The 649-nt window shown below is 36.2% G+C and carries 1 pseudogene; it reads right to left on the bottom strand.

The features are described from left to right. Positions 1–87 precede the first annotated feature (87 nt). Positions 88–394: pseudogene (locus IQR33_RS35495) on the bottom strand (S1 RNA-binding domain-containing protein); the annotation flags it as partial. Positions 395–649: the final 255 nt, after the last annotated feature.

Raw genomic sequence — 649 nt, 5'->3', positions numbered from 1 at the left:
TGTCAGCGAAATGTCACAAGTTAATTGCGGTATTAAAAGCTTATTTTTTATTTTTGATTAATGGATTAGAAAGTAACCTAAAACAGGCTAACCTACCGAGTGTTCCGCGTCTTTTAAGTTGAACATGATCTTTCTTTGTCTCGAATCGGCGTCTTTAACCAACACGTGCACTTTGGTCCCTAAAGTAAACGTGGCGCTCTGGCTGGAAATTTTTTGTTTGACTACATCAAATTCGAACTCACCATTTTGGAAACTTGATAAAGGAATGAGACCTTCGATTCGGTTCCTCTAACTCAACAAATCCCGCGAAGTATGTGACTCCAGACGCTGTTCCTATGAAGTGTTGTCCGATAAATGGCTTCATGTAATGACATTTCAGTGCTGACTCAACCTCTTAGCTAGGGATTATGTGCTCGTAGTTATTAGAATTTATTGATTGAGCAGATATATTTAATTTCATTTTTTCTCTTATATTCGCCAATCGCTTTTATTTTATAAACTTTATTTTTATGAGCAAAGCATGAGGCGAAGTGATTCAGATATAAATGAGATTAATTTAGCCAAACTGGAATTGCAAGGTAGGCTGTGTGATTACCTAAAGATGTATACCAAAGTGACTTTATTGAAAGTAATTAATGATGGTGTGGGA

Source organism: Vibrio sp. OPT46 (assembly GCF_015163535.1).
GTDB lineage: Bacteria > Pseudomonadota > Gammaproteobacteria > Enterobacterales > Vibrionaceae > Vibrio > Vibrio alginolyticus.
The sequence above is the reverse complement of the archived record's forward strand: the minus strand, read 5'-3'. Positions and strand labels throughout refer to the sequence as shown.